Origin of the sequence: Stutzerimonas stutzeri, assembly GCF_002890915.1 — a bacterium.
Classification (GTDB): domain Bacteria; phylum Pseudomonadota; class Gammaproteobacteria; order Pseudomonadales; family Pseudomonadaceae; genus Stutzerimonas; species Stutzerimonas stutzeri_AF.
Genome location: NZ_POUT01000001.1, coordinates 594,489 through 612,322, shown reverse-complemented (window position 1 = coordinate 612,322; position 17,834 = coordinate 594,489). Strand labels below are relative to the sequence as shown.

Sequence of the window (17,834 nt, the reverse complement as noted above, 5' to 3'; positions counted from 1 at the left end):
CCACGCCCGACGGCGGGATCAGCTGGCCTTGGCGGCTTCGGCTTTCTGCTGGCGCTCGGCCATGCGCTGTTCCAGCGTGGCCAGCTCCTGGTCGATGCCCTGCAGCCTGGCCTGGCGCTCGCCGTCGGAGAGCTTGCTGTCGGCGGCCACTTCGCTGCGCTTCTTGAACAGTTCCAGCTGGCGGATCGGCAACAGCTGGTCGTTGTCCGAGGCGCGGAACGGTGCCCACTGCAGGCCGGCGAGGATTTCCTTCTCGGCCGGCGTGGCGCCGTAGCTCATGAAGAACTCGCGCAGGCGGCTCTTCTGCTCGTCGCTCAGGCTCTTGCGCCATACCAGCGGGTCGGCGGGGATCAGCGGCGAGGTCCAGATCACCTTGAGCTGCGCGGCCTTGTCCGGCGCGGTGATCTGCAGGCGCTCCATGCCTTCGCTGTTGAAGGTGCCGACGTCGACCTGCTTGTTGGCCACCGACAGCGCGTTCACCTCATGGCTGCCGTTGAGGCTGCGCTTGAAGATGCGGCTGGCGTCGACCTTGTTGCGGGCGAACACGTAGTAGCCGGGCACCAGGTAGCCGGAGGTGGAGTTCGGGTCGCCGTTGGCGAAGGTCAGGTCCTTGGCCTTTGCCAGCACGTCTTCGACCGAGTTCAGCGGGCTGTCCCTGTGCACGATCAGGTGGCTGTAGTAGCCGGGGCTGCCGTTGGCGGCGACGGTCTGGGCGAAGACTTCACCATTGGCGCGGTCCACCGCTTCCATCGCCGACTTGTTGCCGTACCAGGCCAGGTCGACCTTGTCGAAGCGCATGCCCTGGATCACCCCGGCGTAGTCGGGGGCGAAGAAGGCCTTCACCTGGTAGCCGGTCTGCTTGCTCATGTCGGCGAGGAAGGGGTCCCAGACGCTGCGCAGGTTCTGCGAGGATTCGGTGGAGATGATGCCGAAGGTCAGGGTCTCGGCGGCCTGGGCCGTGCCCAGCAGGGCGCCGGCCAGCAGCGTGGAGGCCGCGAGGGCATGGCTGATGCGCTTGAACATGGAGGTCACTCCTGAGGTGTGGCGTTGGTTGTCGGGTGTGCCGGCCGCGATCAGCCGTTGACCAGTTGCAATGGCCGCGTCTCGGCGGCGCGGGCGCGGTCGGAGAACAGCAGGCTGGCGTCGAGGTCGGCGCCGTAGAGATCGTTGAGCAGGCCGTCGCTGAGCGCCGCCGAAGGGCCGTCGTAATGGATGTGGCCGCCCTTGAGCGCCACCGCGCGCGGGCAGTAGCGCAGCGCGTAGTCGACCTGATGCAGGGTCACCACCACGGTCTTGCCGTCGCGGCGGTTGATGTCGGCGAGGATTTCCATGACCTTGCGCGCCGATTCCGGGTCGAGCGAGGCGATGGGCTCGTCGGCGAGGATCACCTCGGCCTGCTGGGTCAGCGCACGGGCGATCGCCACGCGCTGCTGCTGCCCGCCGGAGAGCGTCGAGGCGCGTTGCCCGGCGCGCTCGGCCAGGCCGACGCGTTCCAGCGCGGCCAGCGCCTGGCGCTTCTGCGCGTCGCTGAACATGCCCAGCGAACCGCGCCAGCGCGGCATGCGGCCGAGAAAGCCGAGCAGCACGTTGTCCAGCACGCTGAGGCGGGTGACCAGGTTGAACTGCTGGAAGATGTAGCCGATGTCGGCGCGCAGTCGGCGCACCTCGCCATGCAGGCGACCGGTGGCCTGCACCTCGCGGCCGAGCACCTCGATGCGCCCGCCGGCGGAACGGTCGCAGCAGGCCAGCCCGGCCAGGTGGCGCAGCAGGGTGGACTTGCCGGAACCGGACGCGCCGATCAGCGCCACCATCTCGCCCGGCTGCACCGCCAGGCCCAGGTCGAACAGCGCCTGCTTGCCGGCGAAGGTCTTGTTCAGTCGCTCGACTCGAATAGCCGCATTCATCGTCTTGCCCTCTTGTCTGCGCGGCCGGGGAGATCGGCCAACTTGTCTAGACGAGAAGGTAGTCAGCGACTGTTGCAGTCCGGCGAAGCGTTCATGAAGCTGCCGTGACCATTCGATGAAGCTTTCGCGGGCGGTGCTGGGCGATAAACGCACGAAGCACTTTGCCGCCGGCGGCTGGGGCCCCTAAGCTGGATGCCGTCACGCCGCGTCGCCTACACGACGGTCGGGCATTTCAGAAAAAGAGGAAGAGCATGAAACAGAAGATCGTATTCATCACCGGCGCCACCTCCGGCTTCGGCCGCGCCACTGCCCGCCGCTTCGCCGAGGCCGGCTGGGCGCTGGTGCTCAGCGGCCGGCGCAGCGAGCGCCTGGAGCAACTGAAGGGCGAGCTGTCGGCCAAAGTCCCGGTGCACACCGCCACCCTCGACGTGCGCGACGCCGCCGCCGTGCAGCAGGCGGTCGCGCAGCTGCCCGAGGCGTTCCGCCAGGTCGACTGCCTGGTCAACAACGCCGGCCTGGCCCTGGCGCCGCAGCCGGCGCAGCAGGTCGACCTCGCCGACTGGCACACCATGATCGATACCAACATCACCGGCCTGGTCAACGTCACCCATGCGCTGCTGCCGACGCTGATCGCCACCGGCAAGGGCGCCAGCATCGTCAACATCGGCTCGGTGGCTGGCCACTGGCCGTATCCGGGCGGCCACGTCTACGGCGCGACCAAGGCCTTCGTCGAGCAGTTCGGCTACAACCTGCGCTGCGACCTGCTGGGTACCGGCGTGCGCGTCACCGACATCGCCCCGGGCATGGCCGAGACCGAGTTCACCCTGGTCCGCACCAAGGGCGACCAGGCCGCCAGCGACCGGCTGTACCGCGGCACCACACCGCTGAGCGCCGAGGACATCGCCGAGCAGATCTTCTACGTCGCCACCCTGCCCGACCACATCAACATCAATCGCCTGGAAGTGATGCCCACCCGCCAGGCCTGGTCGCCGTTCAATATCGATCGCGACAAGTAGGCAGCGGGCCTGCGGCCCGCATCGCCGCGAGGGCGCGCCCGCTGGGGCCGCGTGCACCGGCTGCTTTTGTGGGAGGCCCGACCTCGGGGCGATGTTTTTCAGGCTTTTGGCAGGGGTGCGGCCTGCATCGCCCGCAGCCCTGCTTCGGCGCAGGCCTCGTCCTGGTCTTCGCTGCCGCCGGAGACGCCGATGCCGCCCAGGCAGCGGCCGTCGAGCAGGACCGGCAGGCCGCCGCCGAACAGCACCAGTCGCTCGCGCGCCGGCAGGCCGATACGCAGCCGCGGGTTCTCGTCGAGCACCTGCAGCCAGTCGCGGGTCGGGAAGCCGAAGCTGGCGGCGGTATAGGCCTTGTCCACGGCGATGCCCTCGGAATGCAGGAAGGCGCCATTCATGCGCAGGTAGGCCAGGGTGTGCCCGGCGCGGTCGACCACCGCCACATGGATGCGGATGCCCAGCGCGCAGGCCTGGGCCACCGCGGCCTCGACCGCGCGCTGAGCGGCCTGCCAGTGCAGGTCGGGTTCGTCGACCCGAAGCGTCATGACGGGCATCTCCACTTCAGCGCCTGACCTTGCTGGCCGGCTCGCCGCCGATGCCGAAGTGCCCCTTGGGCATCTCCGTGATGATCACCCGCACGCTGGCCAGCGGCGCGTCCAGCGAACGCGAGATGGCCTCGCTGACTTCGCGGATCAGGGTCTCCTTCTGTTCGTCGGTTCGACCTTCGAGGATATGGATCTGGGCGATGGGCATGCTGCTATTCCTTGGAAAAAGGCCGGCCACGGCCGGCCGTGGGTTTAGACGAAACGGGCGGAAACGCTGCCCAGCCCCTGGTAACGCACAGTGACGTTGTCCCCCGGCGCCACCGCCACGGCGGCGGTGATGCCGCCGGTCATGATGAAGGTGCCGGCCGGGATGTGCTCGCCGCGCTCGGCCAGCAGGTTGGCCAGCATCGCCACGCTGGACAGCGGATGGCCGAGCACCGCGGCGCCGGCACCGACTTCCACCACCTCGCCGTTCTTCTCCATCACCACGCCGAGGGTGCGCAGGTCGACGTCCTCGAGGCTGGCCATGCGGCCGCCGGTGATGAAGCGGGTCGAGGAGGCGTTGTCGGCCACCACGCTGATCAGGTCGAACCTGAAGTTCTCGTAGCGCGAGTCGATCACCTCGACGGTGGGAATCACGTAGTCGACCGCCGCGATCACGTCGCCGATATGGCAGCCCGGGCCCTTGAGCGGCGCCTTGGTCACCACCGAGATTTCCGCCTCGATCTTCGGATGGATCAGCTCGGCGCAGTCCACCGTGCCGCCGTCCGGCACGCTGAAGTAGTCGGCGAGGAAGCCGTAGATCGGCGTCTCGACGCCCATCTGCGCCATCTTCGCCCAGGAGGTCAGGCCCATCTTCAGGCCGACGATCCTGTTGCCGCGCGCCTCCTTACGCCGGCGGATCTCCCACTGCACGTCGTAGGCATCGGCGAAGGTCATTTGCGGATAGTCGTTGGTGACCTTGTGGATGTCGTGGGCCTGCAGTTCGGCGTTCTCGATGTGCTCGGCCAGGGCCAGCACCTGCTCGCGGGTCAGGGTACGGTTCATGCGCTCACCTTCTGGCTCTGGCGGGCCCTGGCCATGTCCAGGGCGAGGTCTTCGATCATGTCTTCCTGGCCGCCGACGGTGCCGCGCCGGCCCAGTTCGACGAGGATGTCGCGGGCCGGCACGCCGTATTTCTTCTCGGCGCGCTGGGCGAACAGCAAAAACGAGCTGTACACCCCGGCGTAGCCCAGGGTCAGGGCGTCGCGGTCGACGCGGATCGGCTGGTCCATCATCGGCACGACGAGGTCCTCGGCCACATCCATGATCCGGTAGAGGTCGATGCCGGTTTCCACGCCCATGCGCTTGCACACCGCGACGAACACCTCCAGCGGGGTGTTGCCGGCGCCGGCGCCGAGGCCCGCCACCGAGCCGTCGATGCGCGAGGCGCCGGCCTCGATGGCGGCCAGCGAGTTGGCGATGGCCATGCCCATGTTGTGGTGGCCGTGGAAACCGATCTCGGTGGCCGGGCTGAGCTCGGCGCGCAGCAGGCCGATCTTCTCGCTGACCTCGTCGGGCAGCATGTAGCCGGCCGAGTCGGTGCAGTAGATGCAGTTGGCGCCGTAGCTCTCCATCAGCCGGGCCTGCTCGAGCACTTTTTCCGCGCTGATCATGTGCGCCATCATTAGAAAGCCCACGGTGTCGGCGCCGAGCTTGCGCGCCATGCCGATATGCTGCTCGGACACGTCCGCCTCGGTGCAGTGGGTGGCCACGCGGATGGTGGAGACGCCGCAGTCCAGCGCCATCTTCAGGTGGTCGACGGTACCGATGCCGGGCAGCAGCAGGGCGGAGACCCTGGCCTGCTTCAGGCGCGGGATCACCGCGCGCAGGTACTCCTCGTCGCTGTGCGCCGGGAAGCCGTAGTTGATCGAGCGGCCGCCGAGGCCGTCGCCGTGGGTGATCTCGATCAGCGGCATGCCGGCGGCGTCGAGGCCGCTGGCCACGGCGATCATCTGCTCGATGCTGATCTGGTGGCGCTTGGCATGCATGCCGTCGCGCAGGCTCATATCGTGCAGGGTGACCTTCTTGCCTTGCAGATTCATCGTTGTTCTCCTCAGGCCAGTGCCGCTTCGCGCTACGGCAGTTGAATAGTGCCGGCGGCGATTTCCTCGGCGAACATCTCGCCGGTGCGCAGCGCGGCGGCGGTCATGATGTCGAGGTTGCCGGCGTACTTGGGCAGGTAGTCGCCGAGGCCCTCGACCTCCATGAAGATCGACACGCGGTTGCCGTCGAACACCGGGCCGTTCTTCAGGCGGTAGCCGGGTACGTACTTCTGCACCTCGCGGATCATCGCCCGGACCGATTCGCTGATGGCGTCCTGGTCCGGCTCGCCCTCGGTCAGGCAGTGGATGGTGTCGCGCATCATCAGGGGCGGCTCGGCCGGGTTGACGACGATGATCGCCTTGCCCTCCTTCGCCCCGCCGACCTTCTCGATGGCGCCGGCGGTGGTGCGGGTGAACTCGTCGATGTTCTTGCGGGTGCCCGGGCCGATCGAGCGCGAGGACACCGTGGCGACGATCTCGGCGTAGGCCACCGGCTGCACGCGGGACACCGCCGCGACCATGGGGATGGTGGCCTGGCCACCGCAGGTGACCATGTTGACGTTCATCTCCAGTTGGCCGACGTGCTGCTTGAGGTTGACCGGCGGCACGCAATAGGGGCCGATGGCGGCCGGGGTGAGGTCGACCATCAGCACGCCGAGCGCGTTGAGCTTGCGGCTGTTCTCGGCATGCACGTAGGCCGAGGTGGCATCGAAGGCGATACGGATGTCGTCGTCGAGCACGTGCGGCAGCAGCCCGTCGACGCCATCGAAGGTGGTCTTCAGGCCGAACTCGCGGGCGCGCTTCAAACCATCGGATTCGGGGTCGATGCCGACCATCCATACCGGCTCGATCCACTCGGAACGCAGCATCTTCATCACCAGATCGGTGCCGATGTTGCCCGGGCCGATGATGGCCGCTTTCAGTTTCTTGCTCATGGGTGTTTCCCCTGTTCTTGTTCTGGTCAGGTGAAGCGCACGCTGGCGCTGCCGATACCGCCGATCTCGACGCGCATGAAGTCGCCGGCCTTGACCGGCTCCAGCGGCACCAGCGAGCCGGAGAGGATCACCTCGCCGGCCTTCAGGCCGATGCCGAAGCGGCCGAGGGTGTTGGCCAGCCAGGCCACGCAGTTGACCGGCGAGCCGAGCGCGGCGGCGCCGGCGCCAGTGGAGAGCAGCTGGCCGTTCTTCTCCACCAGCATGCCGCAGGTGACCAGGTCGACCCGGCGCGGCGAGACGGCCGTATCGCCGAGCACGAACAGGCCGCAGGAGGCGTTGTCCGCCACGGTGTCCTGGATCTTGATCTGCCAGTCCTGGATGCGCGAATCGACCACCTCGAAGCAGGGGATCACGCACTCGGTGGCGGCCAGCACCTCGGCGTTGGTCACGCCGGGGCCCATCAGGTCCTTCTTGAGGATGAAGGCGATCTCGCCCTCGGCGCGCGGCTGGATCAGCTTCTCGCTGATCGGCATGGCCTCGCCGCTGTTGTAGACCATGGCGTCGGTGAGGTAGCCGAAGTCCGGCTGGTGCACGCCGAGCATGTTCTGCACGGCCTTGCTGGTGACGCCGATCTTCTTGCCGATCACCCGCTCGCCGGCCGCCAGGCGGCGTTCGAGCATGCGCAGGGAGATGTGGTAGGCGTCGTCGACGCCGATGTCGAAGCCGCGGCTGGTCAGCGGCGACACGGTCTCGCGCTGGACCATGGCTTGGTAGAGCTCGTCGCCGAGCTGGTCGATCAATGTCTTGTCCATAACGGTCTCTCTCATGAATGGGCGCGATCCGCCTCGGCGAGGAAGTCCTCGACCAGGCGGGCGAAGCGCTCGGCGTGTTCGATCTGGGTCCAGTGGCCGCACCGGCCGAAGACGTGCAGCTGGCTATTGGGGATCAGCTCGGCCAGGCGCAGCGAGGCCGCCAGCGGGATGATCCGGTCCTCGCGGCCGTGGATGACCAGCGCCTCGTGCGGCAGCGCACGGATGTCGGTTTCGCTGCTGGCGAGATCCTCGATGCCGTTCTGCCGCGGCGGCGGGAACATGGCGGCGAAGGATTCCTGGAAGCCCGGGCGGATGCTGGCCTGGTAGCGCAGCTCGGCCAGCTCGTCGTTGACCAGGTTGCGGTCGTGGGCGAACAGGTCGAGCAGCGCGCGCATGTTGGCCAGCGACGGGGTGTAGCCCCAGGCCGCCTCCAGCCCCGCGGTGAGCGGGAAGCTGACGCCGACGCTGCCCATCAGCACCAGCCGGCGCACCCGCTGCGGGTGGCGGATGGCCAGGGCCAGCGCCAGGCCGCCGCCGAAGGAGTTGCCGACGATATCGGCGCGCTCGATCCCCAGGGCGTCGAGCACGCCGATGGCATGCTCGACCCAGCGCGCCTGGCCGTACTTGCTATCTGCCGGACGCTCGCTGTAGCCGAAGCCGAGCATGTCCGGGGCGATCACCCGCCGCGTGCGCGCCAGCTGCGGGATGATCCCGCGCCAGTTGGCCCAGGCGGTGACGCCGGGGCCGGAGCCGTGGATCAACAGCAGCGGAAAGCCTTGGCCCTGGTCGTGCAGGTTGGTGCGGTAGCCGGCGGCGAGGATCTCGCGGCCGATTTCCGGGCTGTGCTCGGGTGCGTTCATGGCCGGGTCCTCAGAGCTTCACGCAGACGTTCTTCAGCTCGGTGTAGAACTCCAGCGAGTGCACCCCGCCCTCGCGGCCGATGCCCGACTGCTTGGCGCCGCCGAAGGCGGTGCGCAGGTCGCGCAGGAACCAGCTGTTGACCCAGACGATGCCGGCCTCGATGCGCCCGGCGACGCGGTGCGCGCGCGAGGCGTTCTCGGTCCAGATCGCCGAGGCCAGGCCGTAGGGCAGGCTGTTGGCCAGCGCGATGGCCTCCTCTTCCGTGTCGAACGGGCGGATATGGCAGCAGGGGCCGAAGATTTCCTCGGTGACCACCGCCGAATCGTCGGGCAGGCCGGTCCAGATGGTCGGCTGCACCCAGGCGCCGCCGGCCAGGTGCGCCGGCATCTGCGGCACGCCGCCGCCGGTGACCAGGGTGGCGCCTTCGTCGGCGGCCTTCTGGTAGTAGGAAAGGACCTTCTCGCGGTGCTTGAGGCTGACCAGCGGGCCGAAGTTGGCCTGGGGATCGTTCGGCTCGCCTATCACCAGCGCCTCGGCGCCGGCCTTCAGGCGGGCGACGAATTCGTCGAAGATCGGCCGCTCGACGTAGACCCGCTCGGTGCCCAGGCAGACCTGGCCGCAGTTGGCGAAGGCCGAGCGCAGGGTGCCCTCGATGGCCTTGTCCAGGTCGCAATCGGCGAAGACGATGCCGGCATTCTTGCCGCCCAGCTCCAGCGACACCTGGCGCACGCCCCTGGCGGCGGCGCGCATGATGGTCTCGCCGGTGCCGGTCTCGCCGGTGAAGGTGATGGCGTCGACGCCCGGATGGGCGGTGAGCAAGGCGCCGGCCGAGTCGCCGCCGAAGCCGTGCACCACGTTGTACACCCCCGGCGGCACGCCGGCGGCGTTCATCACCTCGCCGAGCAGCGCGGTGGTGCTCGGGGTTTCTTCCGATGGCTTGACCACCACGCAGTTGCCGCAGGCCAGCGCCGGGCCGACCTTCCAGGTCATCAGCAGCAGCGGCAGGTTCCACGGGCTGATCACGCCGATCACCCCCTTGGGCCGGCGCACCGCGTAGTTCAGCGCGCCGGCGCCGTCCGGAGTGGCCATCTCGAAGGCCTCGGTCGGCACGTTCCTGATCAGGTCGGCGAACACCTTGAAGTTGGCGGCGCCGCGCGGGATGTCGATGTGCGAGGCGAGGGATTTCGGCTTGCCGGTGTCCCGGCATTCGGCGTCGAGGAACTCGTCGAAGCGCGCGTTGATGCCGTCGGCGACGCGGTGCAGGATCTCGCTGCGCTCGGCCACGCTCATCCGCCCCCAGGGGCCCTTGAGCGCGGCGCGCGCCGCTTCGACCGCGGCGTCGACCTCGGCCGCGCCGGCCTCGTGGACCCGGGCGATCGGCTGGCCGGTGGCCGGGTCGACGTTGTCGAACAGCTTGCCGCTGGCCGAGCCGACGTATTCGCCGTTGATGAAGTGTCTGATTTCTTTCATGTGCACGCTCTTCTCGTCAGGCAAAAATCAGGTCAGCGCGGTGAGGAAGCGCTCGTTGAGCTGGCGGTCGTGGTAGAAGATCGCCTTGCCCAGCTGGTCGGTGGTCCAGGTCACGGTGGGCTGGTCCGGGTAGTGGTAGTCGCCGCCGCAGAACACCTCGTTGCGGTTGCCCGAGGGGTCGAAGAAGTAGATGGTCTTGCCGTGGGTCAGGCCGTGGCGGGTCGGGCCGATGTCGATCGAGGTGTTGGTCATGCTGATCAGGTCGGCGGCGCGCAGCACGTCGTCCCAGGTGTCGAGGAAGAACGACACGTGGTGCAGCTTGGCCTTCTCCGGGTGGTGGATGAACGCCACGTCGTGGGCCTTCATGCTCAGGGTGAGGAACTGCGCGATGCGCGTGCCGGTCGGGTCGAGCACCTGCTCGGCGAGGCTGAAGCCGAGCACCTCGGTGAACAGCCGCAGGGTTTCCGGCAGTTCGTCGCCGTACAGCAGGGCATGGTCGAAGCGGGTCGCGCGCATGCCCTTGAGGCCGCGCGGCCAGGCTTCCGGGTTGACCTCGGCCAGGCCCCACTTGCCGGTCATCTGCTTCTCGGCGTACAGCTCGAAGCGATGCCCGGACGGCGCGGCGAAGCGGATGCGCCGGCCGCAGCCCTTGAGCTCGCCGGCAGGGATGCTTTCGACCATGCAGCCGAAGGCCACCAGGTCCTCGGTCAGGCGGCCGAGGGTGGCGTCGTCGATGACCTTGAAGGCCATGAAGTCCATGCCCGGCTCGGCGGCTTCACGCAGCACCACGGAGAACTTGTCGGTCTCGGTCCAGCCCTTGAGGTAGACGCGGCCCTTGTCGTCGCGATCCATCTCGATCAGGCCGAGCAGCTCGACGTAGTGTTCGAGGGCCTGGGCCATGTCCAGCACGCGCAGCTGCACGTGGCCGGGACGCAATACACCTTTTTTCATGTCGACACCTTTTGTCTTTGTTGTTGGGTCATTGCGGGGGCGCTAATGCGCGGGAATGCCGGGCGTTTCGGGTCGCGGCGGGCGTTCGATGGCCAGGTCGCTGCGCGGGAACAGCCGGCAGGCCAGCACCTGGCCCCGGACGCGGGCCTGCTCGGGCACGTGCCTGCTGCTCATGCGTCCGCAGTCGAACTCGCCGCTGAGCACCTGCACCTTGCACAGGCCGCAGCCGCCGCCGCGGCAGCCGACCGGCAGGCAGTGCAGCTGCTGCTGTTCCATGGCCTGCAGCACGCTCTGGCCGCCGGTGCAGGCGAAGCTGGCGCCGCTGGTCACTTCGGTAATGCGGTAGGACGGTTCCATGCGCTCACCTCAGATGCGTTTGAACAGGGCCGAACGGGGCGCCTCGACCGCGTTGTCGGCGGCACTGAAGAAGCGCTCCATGAAGATGTCGCGCTCGAACAGGCGGCCCTGCATCAGCGTGGAGATGGCCGCGTCGATCATCGGTGGCGGCCCGCACAGGTAGGCCTTGTGCCCGCCGAAGCGGCCGTCGAAGTGCGCCTTGGCGGCGTCGTGGACGAAGCCGCGGAACCCCTGCCAGCTCGGGTCGTCATTGGCCTGGCTGAGCGCCGGCACGTAGTGGAAGTTGGCGTGCTCGGCCGCGAGCCGCTCGAACAGCTCGCGGTTGTACAGTTCGGCGAGGTTGCGCGCGCCCTGGAACAGGGTGATCTGGCGCGTATCGCCCTGCGCCAGCAGGTCGAGGATCATCGACTGCGGGCTGGACAGCCCCGAGCCGCCGGCGATGAAGATCAGGTCGCCGGGCTGCGAGCCGCGCACGAAGAACTGCCCGTAGGGGCCGGACAGCTTGAGCCGGTCGCCGACCTGCAGTTGCCGGTGGATGAAGGTGGTCGCCGCGCCGCCTTCGACCAGGCGGATATGCAGCTCGGCCTCGTCGGCGCGCCCCGGTGGGTTGGCCAGCGAGAAGGCGCGGCTGCCGTCGATGCCCGGCAGCTCGAGGTTGACGTACTGGCCGGCCTGGAAGGCCATCGGCCGATCCAGTTTCAGCCGCAGGCCCTTGATGGTCGGCGACAGCTCGACGATGGCGCTGACGCTGGCGGCATAGTCCTCCACCGGATGGCCGGCGAAGTCCGGGTCGATGTCGATGTCGGCTTCGATGGTCAGGTCGCTTTGCGGCATTGCGCAGCAGGCCAGCACCTTGCCTTCGTCGCGCTCGACGTCCATCAGGGCGAAGGGCGAGGCGGCGCCGATCTCGACCTCGCCGTCGAGCACCTGCACCTTGCAGGTCGCGCAGGTGCCGTGGCCGCAGGCGAACGGCAGCCAGACGCCCTGGCGCAGGGCCGCCTGGAGGATGGTCTGGCCCTCCTCGACCTCGATCTGTTCGCCGGTCGGTTCGATGGTCACTTGATAGCTCATGGCGATACCCTCAGCTGCAGGAGCCGGCGATGCCGTTCAGGCCAGGCGTGTCCAGGCGCAGCATGTCCTTGTGGCGCAGGCCGTTGGCCGCCAGGCTGGCGGACAGCTCGGGCTGGAACGGCTCATCGTTGAGGTACCAGGTGGCCCGGCGCAGGTCGGCGGCGGCGCTGTCCGGGTGGGCGGCGAAGGCCGGCGCGATCACCTGGTCGAGCAGTTCGGCGAAGCTCAGGGTCGGCGCCACCAGCAGCGCCAGCGGCGAGCAGAACATCAGGTGGCGGTCCCAGCCGACGTACAGCAGCTGGTTGCCATGGAAGTGCTCTTGCACATCGAGCGGGCGAAAACGGTATTCGCCGATCGCTTTGACGGTCATGGGGTGTCCCTCTTGTTCTTGGAATGGGACGGGGCGGCGCTGACCGCCCCGTTGTCGCGGGTCGTTCAGCTGGCCTCGGGCAGCTCCTCGGTGGGCGTGCCGTCCTTCCACTGCTGCCAGCGGCGCTGGTCGCGCGAGCCGGCGTAGTCGAAGTTGTCCTCGCCGAGGTTGATCCGGTAGTAGTCGCGCACCACCGACTCGACGTCGGCGCCGCCGCAGTTGCCCTGGTAGATCTGGTGCACCGGCAGCCAGGCCTGCACGTACTTCTGCGGCTCGTTCTTGAAGATGTCGCAGCAGCCGTCGGAGCAGAAGTGGTAGCGCTCGCCCTCGTGCACGTGGCTGCGGTGGCTGATCCGGGTCGGGTCGCCCGGCTCGGTGAAGATGGTCGGGATCTGGCACACCTGGCACAGCTGCGGCAGGGTCGGGTTGTAGAAGCGCTCGCCCTTCTCCTGCTGCTCGCGCCAGAAGGTGAAGCGCGCGCGGTAGTACTGGTCGAAGGTCTGCGGGTACTTGGCCGAGAGCCAGTCCATCTCCTCGTCGGTCGGCATCCAGGTGTGGAAGTTGGTGGCCTGGCTGTACTGGTAGAAGGTCGCCCAGGCCTGGTGGCTGACGTGCTGCTTGGCCTCCATGCAGTGCTCGACGTACTTCGGCGGGCGGATGCCGTAGCGCTCCAGGTCCTTGAACAGCGCGCCGCCGGCCTGCTCGAAGTAGACCTCCCAGGCCTCGGCCCAGGACATCACCTTGTTCGGCAGCATGTAGTCCATCATCATCCCGACCAGGCTGAGCAGGCGGTTGCCGCGCCAGAACCACTTGTCGATCCAGCCCTGGATGATCGGCACGTTGTCCTCGTGCTGCTCGAGCAGGAACTTGATCACCTCCAGGCCCAGGGTCATGTGCCGCGCCTCGTCGGACTGCGCCGAGAAGCCGAAGGTGACGGTGGCCATGTCGCCGTTGTAGGCGGCGCCGGACATGAACGGCACGAACAACAGGTTGGTCAGCACGTACTCGAAGGAGAACGAGATCGCCGTGAGGAACTCGAACGGCCCCGCCGTGCGCGCATCGTCGAAGAACGACTTGGGCACCGAGAGGAACCACACGCGGTCGTGCATGTGGGCGAAGTCGTGCATGCCGTCGAAGTGCTTGTTGAAGTGGCTCATGGCGTGCACCTGGGTCTGCACGTGGCGCAGCTCGTCGATCGCCTGCATCTGGCAGGCGACCCGCGCGCCGGCGCCGCCGAAGTGCCGGCCGACCCGGGCGAAGCCCTGGAACGCCTGGTACTCGCAGGGGGTGATGCCGCTGAGGAACAGCTTCAGCGCGTTGACGTAGCGCGCGTCGGAGATGTTCTGCTGGCCGTTGTTCTGCGCGAAGGCGTCGAGGATGGCGTAGAGCTTCTTCTCCTTCTCGGCCTGGTACTTCCAGTAGGCGTCCATGGTCAGGCGGAAGGGGTCTTCCCACTTGTCCCAGTCGGTGATCCTGATCCCCTCGAAGCGCTCGTAGGGGTAGATGTCTTCCTTCTTCTGGTAGCTGGGCTCCCAGTCGAGGTCGCGGGTCAGGTAGCGGTACTTGTCTTTCAGGCCGAGTTTCTTGTTGTTGCTCATCACGGGCTCCTCAGTTCTTCCACTCGAGGACGAAACGCTCGTCGTCCTCGTCGACGTTGCCGCCGATGGTGATCACGTCCAGCAGCATTTCCTGCACGTCCCAGTCGCGGCCGAGCCTTTCTTCCATGGTGTCGCGACGGATCTCCAGGCGGCCTTCGGCCTCGATGCGGATCATCGCGGGCTGGTGCTGGACCACCGCGTGGGGGTTGTCGGCGGTGATGGCGTCCACCAGGTAGCGGGCGTTGTCGTTGTCCTGCAGGGCGATATAAACGAGTGACATGACGGGCTCCCTCACTGGTTGAACAGGCCGAGTTTCTTCAGGCGCGCGGCGAAGGCCTGCTGCACCTCGGCCAGCGCGGCCTGGCCGGTGCTGACCTCGGCCAGCGGCGCCAGCGCCTCGACGACCCGGCCCTGCCAGTGGTCGATCCAGGCTTCGATCTGCGCGCGGTTCTGCGGGCTCTCGGCGGCCACGGTCTTGACCATGGCGTCGACCCAGCGGGCGCTTTCGGCGAACCAGCCGCGCATGAACTCGGTGAGCAGGCCGACGTCGCCGGCGCCCTCGGCGCTCAAGGTCTCGTCGAACTTCTGGTAGATCAGCGGGAACAGCAGGCCGTCGCTGACCAGGTTCTGCAGCAGGCTCAGCTCGAACCAGTCGCTGACCACCAGGCTGTCCTCGACCAGGCGGCGCAGCGGCTGCCAGGTGGGGTCGAGCAGCCACTGCTGCTTGGCCGCGTCGAGCGAGGTGCCGGTGCCGCCGTCGAGCAGCAGGCCGATGCGCGACAGGTACTGGGCGATGCCGAGGCGGTCCATGGCGTGGTAGATGTGCATCTGGGTGACGGTGGAGGCTGTGCCGTCGGCGGCGATGCCGCTGTTGTTCATGTTCGCCGCCAGTTCCGCGTGGCGCAGCGGGATCAGCACGCGCAGCACCCGCTCGCGCTGCTCAACGCTCAGACGCTGGAGCAGCCCGCGTTTCTCGCAGAAGGCGAACTCGTGCTCGGTGGTTTCCTGCATGCGCGCACGGGTCTGCACGTAGGCGCCGTAGTAGTACTGGCGCGGATCGCTGACCGCGTACCAGTCGCGCATGCTCAGGCAGGTGCGGGCAGGGTCGTTGAGCAGCTTGTCGGGCTGCCACAGCGGCCGGTAGTGGAAGTTGATCTTCGACTCGATGTCGTAGCTGGCTTCCTGGTAGCGGCTGGCCGGCTTGTCGCCGAAACGCCGGCGGATATGGCTGAACGTCTGGCGGATCGGCTCCACCGTGTGCGTCTTGATCTCTATGCTCATCTTGACCGTACCTTGTTGTTTTTGTGGTATCCGGTTGCCAGGTGGGCGCCGCGCTCGCGCTAGCGGTCGGCGGGCCTGGGCATGCGCGAGCCGGCCTCGCCGAAGCGCCACTTGACCATGTCCGCGTCGACGATCGCGGCCATCGCGGCATCCATGTGCTCGACCCGGTTGTGCCGGCAGAACAGCTCGAAGGCGTCGCGTGGTAGCACCAGCTCGACGAACATCTCCGGCGAACCGATGGCGAAGTCGAACTCGACGAAGCGCGCGCCCGGTGCGCTGCGAACACGGACGTAGCGCTTGAATTGTTCGAAGCTGTTTTCCGACACGGCCATGGCCCTCTCCCGGGTTGCGCTGCTTGCCGAGGGACGTCAGCAACCGCTGTGCCAACGGCGCGAGAGGAATCGCCGGGCGAAACCAACTCACTGAAAACCAAGCGTTTATTTCCAGTTGCGGGTAGCTGGCGAGGGGGTTGGCGGGCCGTTGGGGCAGGCCTGCGGAAGGGGAAGGGATTGATCAATTGATCAATGCGGGAGAGGTGCGTTGCGCAAATGATTTAATCATTTGGTTGAAAATCCCGCGGCAAAAGCATTCCATCTTGCGGGTGACCAGACAGTCATCGTTCTGCCTCGATCCGCCGACGCAAGGCTGGCGGCTCATCCCTACAAGAAGAAAACAAGGGGCGCCCAATGGCACTTAAATACAAGCCCGAGATGCAATATGCGGATCTGCAGGACCTCAGCAGCCAGATCCGTTTCGTCACCACCGAAGGCAAGATCTGGCTCGGCGAGCAGCGCATGCTGCTGATGCAGCTGTCTTCGCTGGCCAGCTTCCGCCGCGAGATGATCAGCCTGATCGGCGTCGAGCGGGCCAAGGGCTTCTTCCTGCGCCTGGGCTACCAGTCCGGCCTGAAGGATGCCGAGCTGGCGCGCAAGCTGCGCCCGGACAGCAGCGAGCTGGAGATCTTCCTCGCCGGGCCGCAGCTGCATTCGCTCAAGGGGCTGGTCAAGGTGCGCCCGCTGGAAGTGGACATCGACATCCAGAGCGGGCTCTTCCACGTCGAGATCGAGTGGATCGACTCCTTCGAGGTGGAAATCTGCCAGACCGAGCTGGGCCTGATGGACGAGCCGGCCTGCTGGACCCTGCTGGGCTATGCCTGCAGCTACAGCTCGGCGTTCATGGGCCGGGAAATCATCTTCCAGGAAGTCAGCTGCCGCGGGCGCGGCGACGACAAGTGCCGGATCATCGGCAAGACCGCCGAGGAATGGGGCGACACCAGCACCTTCCAGGCCTACTTCAAGAGCGACCCGATCATCGAGGAGCTCTACGAGCTGCAGACCCAGGTGGCCAACCTGCGCAGCCGCCTGCAGAAGTACGACGGCCAGTACTACGGCATCGGCCAGTCGCCGGCCTACAAGCGCATCTGCCAGACCATCGACAAGGCGGCGCGTGGCAAGGTCTCGGTGCTGCTGCTGGGCGAGACCGGGGTGGGCAAGGAGGTGATCGCGCGCAGCGTGCACCTGCGCAGCGAGCGGGCCGAGCAGCCCTTCGTCGCGGTCAACTGCGCGGCGATCCCGCCGGACCTGATCGAGTCGGAACTGTTCGGCGTCGACAAGGGCGCCTACACCGGCGCGGTCAACGCGCGCGCCGGGCGCTTCGAGCGGGCCAACGGCGGCACCATCTTCCTCGACGAGGTGATCGAGCTGACCCCGCGGGCCCAGGCCACCCTGCTGCGGGTGCTGCAGGAAGGCGAGCTGGAACGGGTCGGCGGCGACCGCACGCGCAAGATCGACGTGCGGGTGATCGCCGCCACCAACGAGAACCTCGAGGAGGCGGTCAGGGCCGGGCGCTTTCGCGCCGACCTGTTCTACCGGCTCAACGTCTTCCCGGTGCACATCCCGCCGCTGCGCGAGCGCGTCGAGGACATCCCGCTGCTGGCCGAGCATTTCCTGCGCAAGCACCACGAGGAATACGGCAAGAAGACCCTCGGCCTGTCCGACCGTGCGCTGGAGGCCTGCCTGCACTACCAGTGGCCGGGCAATATCCGCGAGCTGGAGAACGTCCTCGAACGCGGGGTGATCCTCACCGACCACAACGAAAGCATCAGCATCGAGGCGATGTTCCCGGGCCTGGCGACGACCACCGGCGGCGGCGACCAGCTGTCCAGCGAGGGCGAACTGGTGCAGCAGCCGTCCACCCGTGGCGAGGGCTGGCTCGAGCAGATCCTCGACCAGGGCATCAGCCTGGAGGACGTCGAGGCCGGGCTGATGCGCGAGGCGCTGAGCCGCAGCGGGCAGAACATCTCGCAGGCGGCGCGCCTGCTCGGGCTGACCCGGCCGGCGCTGGCCTACCGGCTGAAGAAGCTCGACCCGGCCTATCCGCAACAGTGAGGGCGGCGCTTCGCCGGGTTGATCAAATCGACAATCCGCCCCACTCGATTTGATGATTTGCTCAAGCGCCCGCGGCGTGCCGGGATTCCTCCTCGCGCCGCATCTTTCAAGACAAACCCTTTCAAATCAAATGGTTAACCACTAGGAACGGCCCTGCCCAGGCCATGGCACAGCGGTTGCTATGGCCTATGCACCGCT

Annotated in this window: 20 protein-coding genes; 2 read left to right on the top strand and 18 right to left on the bottom strand. The window is 67.4% G+C overall.

Annotated features, from left to right (window positions below; all coding sequences use genetic code 11):
- Positions 1-18 precede the first annotated feature (18 nt).
- Together phnD and phnC are read right to left on the bottom strand one after the other, a co-directional pair.
- On the bottom strand, positions 19-1,023 hold the full coding sequence (phnD, locus tag CXK94_RS02900) for a phosphonate ABC transporter substrate-binding protein (RefSeq protein WP_037042656.1): 1,005 nt from the start codon (positions 1,021-1,023) through the stop codon (positions 19-21).
- A gap of 50 nt (positions 1,024-1,073) precedes the next feature.
- A complete protein-coding gene (gene phnC, locus CXK94_RS02895; RefSeq protein ID WP_037042655.1) occupies positions 1,074-1,904 on the bottom strand; it encodes a phosphonate ABC transporter ATP-binding protein in 831 nt (276 codons plus the stop codon).
- 251 nt (positions 1,905-2,155) lie between these two features.
- On the opposite strand from phnC, the gene CXK94_RS02890 reads away from it, so the two are divergent.
- Positions 2,156-2,920, top strand: coding sequence for an SDR family NAD(P)-dependent oxidoreductase (locus tag CXK94_RS02890; RefSeq protein WP_037042654.1), 765 nt, complete (start codon positions 2,156-2,158; stop codon positions 2,918-2,920).
- A 98-nt stretch (positions 2,921-3,018) separates the two neighbouring features.
- Here the strand turns inward: CXK94_RS02890 and CXK94_RS02885 are convergent, their stop codons facing one another.
- The 16 genes from CXK94_RS02885 to CXK94_RS02810 all read right to left on the bottom strand — a co-directional run bounded on the left by CXK94_RS02885 (position 3,019) and on the right by CXK94_RS02810 (position 15,581).
- Positions 3,019-3,459 (bottom strand): GlcG/HbpS family heme-binding protein, encoded by a 441-nt coding sequence (locus tag CXK94_RS02885; RefSeq protein WP_102893203.1) that lies wholly within the window; start codon positions 3,457-3,459, stop codon positions 3,019-3,021.
- A gap of 16 nt (positions 3,460-3,475) precedes the next feature.
- Positions 3,476-3,697: a 4-oxalocrotonate tautomerase gene (locus CXK94_RS02880; RefSeq protein ID WP_256046209.1), complete on the bottom strand. Its 222-nt coding sequence runs from the start codon at positions 3,695-3,697 to the stop codon at positions 3,476-3,478.
- A 14-nt stretch (positions 3,698-3,711) separates the two neighbouring features.
- Positions 3,712-4,506: a 2-oxo-3-hexenedioate decarboxylase gene (gene dmpH / locus CXK94_RS02875; protein WP_102893201.1), complete on the bottom strand. Its 795-nt coding sequence runs from the start codon at positions 4,504-4,506 to the stop codon at positions 3,712-3,714.
- On the bottom strand, positions 4,503-5,543 hold the full coding sequence (dmpG, locus tag CXK94_RS02870) for a 4-hydroxy-2-oxovalerate aldolase (protein WP_102893200.1): 1,041 nt from the start codon (positions 5,541-5,543) through the stop codon (positions 4,503-4,505). Before dmpG ends, dmpH begins: the two co-directional genes overlap by 4 nt.
- Before the next feature lie 32 nt (positions 5,544-5,575).
- The gene (locus CXK94_RS02865; RefSeq protein ID WP_102893199.1) at positions 5,576-6,478 is read right to left on the bottom strand and encodes an acetaldehyde dehydrogenase (acetylating); all 903 of its coding nucleotides are present in this window, start codon (positions 6,476-6,478) and stop codon (positions 5,576-5,578) included.
- 26 nt (positions 6,479-6,504) lie between these two features.
- Entirely contained in the window at positions 6,505-7,290 is a 786-nt protein-coding gene (dmpE, locus tag CXK94_RS02860; RefSeq protein WP_102893198.1) for a 2-oxopent-4-enoate hydratase, read from the bottom strand.
- Positions 7,291-7,301: 11 nt separating this feature from the next.
- Complete coding sequence (locus CXK94_RS02855; protein WP_102893197.1) at positions 7,302-8,150, bottom strand: alpha/beta fold hydrolase; 849 nt, start codon at positions 8,148-8,150, stop codon at positions 7,302-7,304.
- Positions 8,151-8,160: 10 nt separating this feature from the next.
- Positions 8,161-9,621, bottom strand: coding sequence for a 2-hydroxymuconic semialdehyde dehydrogenase (locus tag CXK94_RS02850; protein ID WP_102893196.1), 1,461 nt, complete (start codon positions 9,619-9,621; stop codon positions 8,161-8,163).
- Between the two features lie 27 nt (positions 9,622-9,648).
- Positions 9,649-10,572, bottom strand: a complete 924-nt coding sequence (locus tag CXK94_RS02845) for a catechol 2,3-dioxygenase (protein WP_102893195.1) — start codon at positions 10,570-10,572, stop codon at positions 9,649-9,651.
- Between the two features lie 42 nt (positions 10,573-10,614).
- Entirely contained in the window at positions 10,615-10,929 is a 315-nt protein-coding gene (locus CXK94_RS02840; RefSeq protein ID WP_102893194.1) for a 2Fe-2S iron-sulfur cluster-binding protein, read from the bottom strand.
- Positions 10,930-10,938: 9 nt separating this feature from the next.
- Positions 10,939-12,000 (bottom strand): NADH:ubiquinone reductase (Na(+)-transporting) subunit F, encoded by a 1,062-nt coding sequence (locus CXK94_RS02835; RefSeq protein WP_102893193.1) that lies wholly within the window; start codon positions 11,998-12,000, stop codon positions 10,939-10,941.
- Positions 12,001-12,010: 10 nt separating this feature from the next.
- Positions 12,011-12,370 carry a phenol hydroxylase subunit P4 gene (locus tag CXK94_RS02830; RefSeq protein WP_102893192.1) on the bottom strand — a complete coding sequence of 120 codons (360 nt, stop codon included), beginning with the start codon at positions 12,368-12,370 and terminating at the stop codon, positions 12,011-12,013.
- Between the two features lie 65 nt (positions 12,371-12,435).
- Complete coding sequence (locus CXK94_RS02825; RefSeq protein WP_102893191.1) at positions 12,436-13,968, bottom strand: aromatic/alkene/methane monooxygenase hydroxylase/oxygenase subunit alpha; 1,533 nt, start codon at positions 13,966-13,968, stop codon at positions 12,436-12,438.
- 10 nt (positions 13,969-13,978) lie between these two features.
- Positions 13,979-14,248, bottom strand: coding sequence for an MmoB/DmpM family protein (locus CXK94_RS02820; RefSeq protein WP_102893190.1), 270 nt, complete (start codon positions 14,246-14,248; stop codon positions 13,979-13,981).
- Between the two features lie 11 nt (positions 14,249-14,259).
- Entirely contained in the window at positions 14,260-15,249 is a 990-nt protein-coding gene (locus tag CXK94_RS02815; RefSeq protein WP_102893189.1) for an aromatic/alkene monooxygenase hydroxylase subunit beta, read from the bottom strand.
- 59 nt (positions 15,250-15,308) lie between these two features.
- Positions 15,309-15,581 (bottom strand): phenol hydroxylase subunit, encoded by a 273-nt coding sequence (locus CXK94_RS02810; RefSeq protein ID WP_102893188.1) that lies wholly within the window; start codon positions 15,579-15,581, stop codon positions 15,309-15,311.
- 354 nt (positions 15,582-15,935) lie between these two features.
- Between CXK94_RS02810 and CXK94_RS02805 the strand changes: the two genes are divergently transcribed.
- Positions 15,936-17,636: a sigma-54-dependent Fis family transcriptional regulator gene (locus CXK94_RS02805; RefSeq protein ID WP_102893187.1), complete on the top strand. Its 1,701-nt coding sequence runs from the start codon at positions 15,936-15,938 to the stop codon at positions 17,634-17,636.
- Positions 17,637-17,834: the final 198 nt, after the last annotated feature.

Bases quoted from the DNA above. Each gene is read 5' to 3' on its own strand.
- phnD (WP_037042656.1), bottom strand. From the start codon at position 1,023: ATGTTCAAGCGCATCAGCCATGCCCTCGCGGCCTCCACGCTGCTGGCC.
- phnC (WP_037042655.1), bottom strand. From the start codon at position 1,904: ATGAATGCGGCTATTCGAGTCGAGCGACTGAACAAGACCTTCGCCGGC.
- CXK94_RS02890 (WP_037042654.1), top strand. From the start codon at position 2,156: ATGAAACAGAAGATCGTATTCATCACCGGCGCCACCTCCGGCTTCGGC.
- CXK94_RS02885 (WP_102893203.1), bottom strand. From the start codon at position 3,459: ATGACGCTTCGGGTCGACGAACCCGACCTGCACTGGCAGGCCGCTCAG.
- dmpH (WP_102893201.1), bottom strand. From the start codon at position 4,506: ATGAACCGTACCCTGACCCGCGAGCAGGTGCTGGCCCTGGCCGAGCAC.
- dmpG (WP_102893200.1), bottom strand. From the start codon at position 5,543: ATGAATCTGCAAGGCAAGAAGGTCACCCTGCACGATATGAGCCTGCGC.
- CXK94_RS02865 (WP_102893199.1), bottom strand. From the start codon at position 6,478: ATGAGCAAGAAACTGAAAGCGGCCATCATCGGCCCGGGCAACATCGGC.
- dmpE (WP_102893198.1), bottom strand. From the start codon at position 7,290: ATGGACAAGACATTGATCGACCAGCTCGGCGACGAGCTCTACCAAGCC.
- CXK94_RS02855 (WP_102893197.1), bottom strand. From the start codon at position 8,150: ATGAACGCACCCGAGCACAGCCCGGAAATCGGCCGCGAGATCCTCGCC.
- CXK94_RS02850 (WP_102893196.1), bottom strand. From the start codon at position 9,621: ATGAAAGAAATCAGACACTTCATCAACGGCGAATACGTCGGCTCGGCC.
- CXK94_RS02845 (WP_102893195.1), bottom strand. From the start codon at position 10,572: ATGAAAAAAGGTGTATTGCGTCCCGGCCACGTGCAGCTGCGCGTGCTG.
- CXK94_RS02840 (WP_102893194.1), bottom strand. From the start codon at position 10,929: ATGGAACCGTCCTACCGCATTACCGAAGTGACCAGCGGCGCCAGCTTC.
- CXK94_RS02835 (WP_102893193.1), bottom strand. From the start codon at position 12,000: ATGAGCTATCAAGTGACCATCGAACCGACCGGCGAACAGATCGAGGTC.
- CXK94_RS02830 (WP_102893192.1), bottom strand. From the start codon at position 12,370: ATGACCGTCAAAGCGATCGGCGAATACCGTTTTCGCCCGCTCGATGTG.
- CXK94_RS02825 (WP_102893191.1), bottom strand. From the start codon at position 13,968: ATGAGCAACAACAAGAAACTCGGCCTGAAAGACAAGTACCGCTACCTG.
- CXK94_RS02820 (WP_102893190.1), bottom strand. From the start codon at position 14,248: ATGTCACTCGTTTATATCGCCCTGCAGGACAACGACAACGCCCGCTAC.
- CXK94_RS02815 (WP_102893189.1), bottom strand. From the start codon at position 15,249: ATGAGCATAGAGATCAAGACGCACACGGTGGAGCCGATCCGCCAGACG.
- CXK94_RS02810 (WP_102893188.1), bottom strand. From the start codon at position 15,581: ATGGCCGTGTCGGAAAACAGCTTCGAACAATTCAAGCGCTACGTCCGT.
- CXK94_RS02805 (WP_102893187.1), top strand. From the start codon at position 15,936: ATGGCACTTAAATACAAGCCCGAGATGCAATATGCGGATCTGCAGGAC.